The organism is Frankia sp. AiPs1 (genome assembly GCF_023716945.1).
In the GTDB taxonomy this organism is placed as follows: Bacteria; Actinomycetota; Actinomycetes; order Frankiales; family Frankiaceae; genus Frankia.
This window is the reverse complement of the sequence record NZ_JAMQQF010000320.1, coordinates 1-6,602: the sequence shown is the minus strand read 5'-3', so window position 1 is coordinate 6,602 and position 6,602 is coordinate 1. Positions and strand designations below refer to the sequence as shown.

General features: G+C 74.8%; 5 protein-coding genes and 2 pseudogenes. 6 read left to right on the top strand and 1 reads right to left on the bottom strand.

Annotated features, from left to right (window positions below; genetic code table 11):
* From ND748_RS21795 to ND748_RS21775, 5 genes and pseudogenes are all read left to right on the top strand, one after another.
* Positions 1-435 (top strand): annotated as a pseudogene (locus tag ND748_RS21795) (glutamine amidotransferase); the annotation flags it as partial.
* The gene (locus ND748_RS21790) at positions 423-1,244 is read left to right on the top strand and encodes a glutamate synthase (protein ID WP_251747839.1); all 822 of its coding nucleotides are present in this window, start codon (positions 423-425) and stop codon (positions 1,242-1,244) included. The pseudogene ND748_RS21795 and the gene ND748_RS21790, both read left to right, overlap by 13 nt.
* 12 nt (positions 1,245-1,256) lie before the next feature.
* On the top strand, positions 1,257-2,660 hold the full coding sequence (locus ND748_RS21785; RefSeq protein WP_251747838.1) for an FMN-binding glutamate synthase family protein: 1,404 nt from the start codon (positions 1,257-1,259) through the stop codon (positions 2,658-2,660).
* 2 nt (positions 2,661-2,662) lie between these two features.
* Entirely contained in the window at positions 2,663-4,027 is a 1,365-nt protein-coding gene (locus ND748_RS21780) for an FAD-binding oxidoreductase (protein WP_251747840.1), read from the top strand.
* 459 nt (positions 4,028-4,486) lie between these two features.
* Positions 4,487-4,774, top strand: coding sequence for a hypothetical protein (locus ND748_RS21775; protein ID WP_251747837.1), 288 nt, complete (start codon positions 4,487-4,489; stop codon positions 4,772-4,774).
* Positions 4,775-5,094: 320 nt separating this feature from the next.
* Here the strand turns inward: ND748_RS21775 and ND748_RS21770 are convergent, their stop codons facing one another.
* Positions 5,095-5,691, bottom strand: a complete 597-nt coding sequence (locus ND748_RS21770; protein WP_251747836.1) for an XRE family transcriptional regulator — start codon at positions 5,689-5,691, stop codon at positions 5,095-5,097.
* A 213-nt stretch (positions 5,692-5,904) separates the two neighbouring features.
* Here ND748_RS21770 and ND748_RS21765 point away from each other — a divergent pair.
* Positions 5,905-6,602 (top strand): annotated as a pseudogene (locus ND748_RS21765) (hypothetical protein); the annotation flags it as partial.

Below are 6,602 nucleotides of genomic sequence, written 5' to 3'. Positions count from 1 at the left end.
GCTCCGGCCCCCGCGCCGGGGCCGGAGCCGAAGCCGGTGGACCCCACTCTCTGTCTGGTCCACAACGGGTCGTTCGCGAACCACGCCACCATCCGGCGCCGGCTCGCCGACGAGGGCGTGACCACCGAGACCGACAACGACTCCGAGGTCGCCGCCCGCTACCTCGCCGCGCGGCTGGCCGCCGGCGACGACCTGGCCGCGGCCCTGCGCCGGCTCACCGCGACCTTCGACGGCTTCTTCACCCTCGCCGTGACCACCGCGGACAGCTTCGCGGTCGTCCGCGACCGGATCGCGTGCAAGCCGGCGATCATCGCCGAGACCGACCAGTGGGTGGCGATGGTGTCGGAGTACCGGGCCCTGCTCGGCCTGCCGGGCCTCGCCGACGCGGCGGTGTTCGAACCGGAGCCGGCGGAGGTCTACCTGTGGGCAAGCTGACCGGCGCCATCCGCGCCGCCGCTGCCACCACCGACCCCACCGTCCCCACCGTCCCGGCCAACCCCACCGACCCGGCCAACCCCACCGACCCCGCCGTCCCCGCCGACCCGGCGGACGGGACGGTGTCGGAAGAGCTCGTGCTCGACCTGGCCGAGATGCCGACCCGGCACGTCAATGCGACGCTGCGCGCGCTACCGAACGGCGCGCGGGCCCGGCTGGTCAACCCGGCCGGCCGGCACAACCTGGCGGTGGGGCTCACCCGGGCGATCGGGGTGACGATCGCCGGCCCCGCCGGCTACTACGTCGGCGGTCTCGGCGAGGCGGCCGAGGTGACCGTGGACGGGCCGGTCGGCTGGGGCGCGGGGGAGAACCTGATGTCCGGCACCGTGCGGATCCGCGGCGCGGCCAGCCAGAGCGCGGCGGCGTCCGCGCACGGCGGGCTCGTCGTCGTCGAGGGTGACGCGTCGCTGCGCGCCGGGATCTCGCTCAAGGGCGGGCGGCTCGCGATCGCCGGGGACGTCGGCCGGTACTGCGCGTTCCTGGCTCAGGCCGGGACGATCCTCGTCGGCGGCGACGCGGGCGAGGCCCTCGGCGACTCCCTCTACGAGGCGGTGATCTACGTGGCCGGGCGCGTGCACGGCCTCGGGACCGACGCCCGGATCGAAGACCTCACCGCCGCCGACGTGGCCGCGGTGCGGGCCCTGGCGGCGCAGGCCGGCTTCGACCACATCGATCCGGAGAACGTCACCCGGGTGGCGTCAGCCCGCCAGCTTTACCACTTCGACACCGCCCACCACGGCGCCTACTGATCGGAGTCGACGATGCCCCACCCCGACACGATCGACGGTCCGCACCCGCTCCCGCGGCCGGCAGACGAGCGGTACCCGCCGCACCACACCTTCGGCCCGCCGGTCCTCGCCGGGATCCGCGAGCGGGCGGAGCTGGGGCGTTACCCGATCCGCGGCTGGGGCGCGCGCCGCGCCGTCCCGGACTTCGACGACCTGCTGCTGCTCACCGCCAGCGCCTCGCGCTACCCGCTGGAGGGCTACCGGGAGCGCTGCGACACGCGGACCATCTTCGGTGCCCGCCGCGCCGCCCGCCCGGTGGTCCTCGACATCCCGATCACCATTGCGGGGATGTCGTTCGGCTCGCTGTCGGCGCCCGCGAAGGAGGCGCTGGGCCGCGCGGCGTCGCTGGTCGGGACGTCCACGACGACCGGTGATGGCGGGATGACGCCGGAGGAGCGGTCGGCCTCGACGACCCTGGTGTACCAGTGCCTGCCGTCGCGCTACGGGTTCAACCCGACCGATCTGCGCGCCGCCGACGCGGTGGAGATCGTGCTCGGTCAGGGGGCGAAGCCGGGCGGCGGCGGGATGCTGCTCGGGCAGAAGGTCGGCGCCCGGGTGGCGGGGATGCGCACCCTGCCCGAGGGGGTTGACCAGCGCTCGGCGAGCCGGCATCCGGACTGGACGGGCCCCGACGACCTGTTGATCAAGATTGAGGAGATCCGCGAGGTCACCGACTGGCAGGTGCCCGTCTATGTCAAGATCGGCGCGACCAGGGTGGACCACGACGTGCGCCTCGCCGTCGCCGCCGGTGCCGACGTCGTCGTCGTCGACGGGATGCAGGGCGGCACCGGTGCCACCCAGGACGCCTTCATCGAGCACACCGGAATCCCCACCCTGGCCGCGGTGCGCCTGGCCGCGGCGGCGCTGGCCGACCTGCGGCTCACCGGCGACGTGGGGCTGATCATCTCGGGGGGCATCCGCACCGGCGCCGACGTCGCGAAGGCGCTCGCGCTCGGCGCGGACGCCGTCTCCCTCGGCGTCGCGCCGCTCGTGGCACTGGGCTGCAACGCCCCGACCTACCGCCACCTCGCCGACCCGGGCGCGGCCGTCGCCGGCGTGGAGGTCGACGTGACCCAGGAGTACGTCGCGCTCGGCACCGCGCCCGGCCACTGCACGCACTGCCACACCGGCCGTTGCCCGGTCGGCATCACCACCCAGGACGACGAGCTGGCCGCCCGCCTCGACCCGCGGCTCGGCGCCCACCGGGTGGCCAACTACCTGCGGGCGCTGGCGATGGAGACCACGATGCTGGCGCGGGCCTGCGGCAAGAGCGACGTGCACCGCCTCGAACCCGAGGACCTCGTCGCGCTCACCGTCGAGGCGGCGGCGATGGCCGGGGTGCCGCTGGCCGGAACCGACTGGATCCCGGGCCGTTGACCGTGCAGGCGAGCGCTGATGTCGTCATCGTCGGCGGCGGCATCGAGGGGGCCGCGGCCGCCTGGGCGCTGACCCGCAAGGGCGTGTGCAACGTGCTGGTCCTCGAACGGGCCACCGTCGGCTCCGGCGGGACGGGCCGCTCCAGCGGCATCGTCCGCTGCCACTACGGGGTGCCTTCGCTCGCCGTGATGGCCTGGCACGGCGTCCGGTTGTTCACCCATGCCGCCGAGATCCTCGGGGTGGCCGACGGGGTCGGCTTCGAGCAGGTGGGCTACCTCGTCGGCGTCGGGCCGGGTGACGCCGCGGCGCTGGCGGCCAACGTCGAGGCGGCGGCGGCGCTCGGCATCGACACCCGCCTCGCCGATCCCGCGGAGGTCGCCGAGCTGTGGCCGGCGGCCGACCTCGCCGACTTCGCCGCGTTCGCCTACGAGCCGCGCGGCGGCTACGGCGACGCCTACCGGACCTGTCACGCGTACCTGGCGGCGGCCCGCCAGGGCGGAGTCCGGGTACGCCAGGGCGCCCCGGTGACGCGCATCCTGACCTCGGGCGCACGAGCAGGTGGGGGCGCACGAGCAGGTGGGGGCGAACAAGCAGGTGGGGGCGCACGAGCAGGTGGGGGCGCACGAGCAGGTGGGGGCGAACGCGCCGGTGGGGGCGAACGCGAAGCTGGCGGCGGCGGTGGTGGGGGTGAACGTGCCGGCGGGGGCGCGGGGTCCGGGGGGCGGGCGATCGGGGTGGAGCTCGCCGACGGCAGCCGGATCGCCGCGGGCACGGTCGTCCTTGCGGCGGGAGTGTGGTCGGCGGCGCTGGCCGCCGGGGTCGGCGTCGACCTGCCGCTGCGGGCCCAACGGGAACAGATCCTGATGGTGGCGCCGGGCGCACCGGTCGGGACCGTGCCGGTGCTGTCCGACCTGGTGAGCCTGCAGTACGTGCGCCCGGAGCGCTCCGGTGACCTGCTGGTCGGCAACAGCGACCACAGCCGTCCGCAGTGGGTCGATCCGGACGCCCACCCGGGCGCCGCGGACCCGCAGTACGTGGAGCGCGCCGTCGCCCGGTTCGCCCATCGCTTCCCGGGGCTGCCCGAGGTGGCGCTGTCGTCGTCCTACGCCGGCTGCTACGACGTCACCCCCGACTACAACCCGATCATCTCGGCGACGCCCGTCGACGGGTTGTTCGTCGCGGCCGGGTTCAGCGGCCACGGGTTCAAGATCTCGGTTGCGGTCGGTGAGCTGGTCGCCGACCTCGTCGTCGACGGGGATTCCAGTCATCCGCTCATCCCCGCCGCCGACTTCCGCCTCTCCCGCTTCGCGGAGAACGCCCCCCTGGTCAGCCCGCATCCCTACCACGCCGCCGGCCAGATGCGCTGAGCCAACGACGGCGTCCCTCGCGCCAGATCGCGACGCGCAGCGGCCGGGTGGTCCTCGCCACCCGGCCGGCGCGCACGGGATCGCCGCGCGGGAACGCCGCCGACCGGATGGCGCGAGGAACAGGGGGCAGGCCGGGCCAGCCGCGGTCAGGTCGCCGCGGCGGGGATGGTGGCTTTACCAGCGGGAGCCGGGAAAGGTGACCTCGCCGGCCAGGCCGCGGGCATGAGTCCGCCAGTCGGCCGTCATCGGCGGTTCGGGTCGGGCTCGGGGCTGGTGGGTCCGCGGACTGGGCTGTCTGACGAGTTACTCCCGTCCACGGTGGCGGAGCTCGGTCGCCGGGCCGCCGCGGTCTGACCCGCGCTCGGCCGGTAACAGATCCGGCTGTTCCCCTGCCGCTCTCGCCGTTCCCGGGGTTACCGTCGACGCGGTGCGGCACCGGCCGTGAACGGAGAACAGCCGATGGTGTGGAACAAATGGGGCAACACCGACGGCGGGGCATCATCGGGCCGCGGCGGTACGAAACGCGGCGGCAAGCCCCCCGTGGTCCGTGACGACAGCGACCCGGACAAGCGGAAAGCCGGCGGCGGCACCGGGGACACGCCGGTCGAGTTCGGCACGTGCTCCGCCTGCAACGGCAAGGGCGAGGTGGAGACGGGCCGGCAGGAGTTCGACGAGGACGGCCGGTTCGCTGGGAACGCTGTCACGAAGTGCACGGCGTGTGGCGGCAGTGGGCGGGTGAAGAAGTGAGTGAGGACGTCGGCGCGGAGAAGATCGTGCCGATGATCTCTGTTACCGCCTGCCGGAAGTGCCGCCGGGCCCGTGGCGCGGCGCTCGCCGGTGTCCGAGGTGTCCGGGCGTCGTCCAAGGACGGTTCCGGACGCTGCCCTCACGGCCTGGTGGATCGGACGGTCTGGGCTCCAGGCGAAGGGCCCGGCTCCGAGCCTCCGGAGGATCCGACGTCGCCGGAGGAGCGCCGCCAGGGGCCGGTCTGAACCGGCGCGCCCACCGTCGACGTGCGCCAGAACGATCAATGGGCGGGGTCGCGCCGCCGAGTGCCCGGGCGGGCGTCAGGGGCCGTCGTGGGAGCCGTAGGCGGTGACGGACAGGAAGCGGATCGGTAGTTCCAGCAGGCGGACCGGGCCGTGCGGCCCCAGGCCGTCGAACATCAGCGCGTCGCCGGGGTGCAGTACGTAACGGGCCTCGCCGTGCCCGTACTCCAGCACGCCGTCGAGCAGGTAGAGGAACTCGGCGCCCTCGTGCTGGAACAGCGGGAAGACCTCGCTGGCCTCGGTCAGGGTGACCAGCAGGGGCTCCATCCGCTTGGCCCCGCCGCGCAGGGTGCCCAGCAGTTCGTAGAGGTGGCCGACCCGGCTGCCACGGCGCACGATCCGGGCGCCGTGCCCGGCGGGCACGAACACCGCCTCCCGCTCGTCGTCGACGCCGCGGAACAGTGCCGTCACGGGGACGCCGAGCCCGGCGGCGAGCCGGCCGAGGGTGGACAGGCTGCAGGAGGTCTGGGCATTCTCGATCTTCGAGAGCATCGCCTTGGACATCTCGGTGCGCCGCGCGAGTTCCGCGACCGACAGGGCGGCGGCGAGGCGGTACTCGCGGACCCGGGCGGCGATGACCCGTTCGAGGGTCTGCTCGCCCGGTTCGGTGGACACAGCATGCAGCGTAGGGCGTCGAGATCGGGGCAGGGCTGGCCCGGTCCCGACGCCCGGCCCCGCGGGATGGCTCGGCCGGGGAACGCGCGGCCGGTAGCCTTCCCGCGCCCGCCGCTCAGACTGGCAGATTCTGCCGGCCGCACCGGTCAACTCGGCAGTCCGCGGGAGTCTGCGAGCGGGGCCAGGCCGGCACTCTCGGGACATATGGAACGAATGACGTTCGCGGCCGCCGTCCGCGCGGTCAACGACATGCTGTCCCGCCGGTCGGCCCGCCACGGCGGGACGCCGTGCCCCGCCGGGCCGCGAGCGATTCAGGATGGCGTCCTCGCCGCCTGCGACCTCGGGTGCTTCGACGACGCCGTGCCTCTGCTGGCGAAGGTCGTCGACCGGCTCGGCCGGCGGGGTCCCGCCGTCCCGCACGGCTACCTCGTCCGGGTGGTGCACTCGGCCCTCGGCGAGCTGCACCGTGACCGGCGGCGCGCCCACGGCCTGCAGCAGCGGCCCGAACGCGTGCCCGACGCGGCCTGGGCTCACGAGGCGCTGCCCGATCCCGCCGACCGGGCCCTGCTGGCGCACCTGATGACGTGGCTGGGCAGCGACGTGCCCGCCGTCGCCGGCACCGGCTGGCCCCTGTCGGCCTGGGCCGACCGCTACGGCACCACCCCGGCCGAGATGGCGGCCTGGATCCGCCGGGTGACGGCGGCCGTCGAGGCGACCTCGCCTCGACGGCACCGGCGCTACCTCGCGCGGCCGCTGGCCGACAAGGCGCCCGTCGTGGCGCCGTTCAGCGCCTTCACCGGCCGCGGCGCACGGCTCGACGGGCTCGCCCGGGACGGCGACGAGCAGGGCGAAAATGCCGGTGACCCACGCGGCGGCCGTGCTGCCGGACAGCCCGATCCAGTCCAGGAACG